The sequence below is a fragment of the Mesorhizobium sp. M8A.F.Ca.ET.161.01.1.1 genome, assembly GCF_004792105.1.
In the GTDB taxonomy this organism is placed as follows: Bacteria; Pseudomonadota; Alphaproteobacteria; order Rhizobiales; family Rhizobiaceae; genus Mesorhizobium.
In genome coordinates this window covers 1-367 of the sequence record NZ_SRTD01000170.1, presented here as the reverse complement: position 1 = coordinate 367, position 367 = coordinate 1, and the positions used below count along the sequence as shown (strand labels likewise).

Below are 367 nucleotides of genomic sequence, written 5' to 3'. Positions count from 1 at the left end.
AGACGTGATCCTGAAGAAAGCGCAGAAACGCCCGCACCGTCGGGGCGCTGATCAGGCCATATCCGAAAGCACCGGACGCGCCGGCGGGAAAAGTGGAGGCGCACTGCAATCCGAAAGCGTCGTCGCCGGATATCAGGGCGCAGGTTTCCAGCAGACGGCATAATCTATCGAGGCTGATGCGCTCTGTGAGACTTCCGAAATTGCCGGGATCGATCTCAAGAGCCTTGCAGATGGGTGCGATATCGATGCCACGCCCCCGCGCATAATTGCTGACGCCGGCGGCCAGACCGGCCACCACAGTTATTTCGTCGCTGAGCCTCTTTTCGGGCATCCCTAGCCTTGGCGTACCATGTTTGGAAATTGTCGC

General features: G+C 59.4%; 1 protein-coding gene. It reads right to left on the bottom strand.

Annotated elements, in window-relative coordinates:
• A partial coding sequence (locus tag EN804_RS35160; RefSeq protein ID WP_135922341.1) for an AraC family transcriptional regulator ligand-binding domain-containing protein occupies positions 1–331 on the bottom strand: 331 nt, incomplete at its 3' end.
• Positions 332–367: the final 36 nt, after the last annotated feature.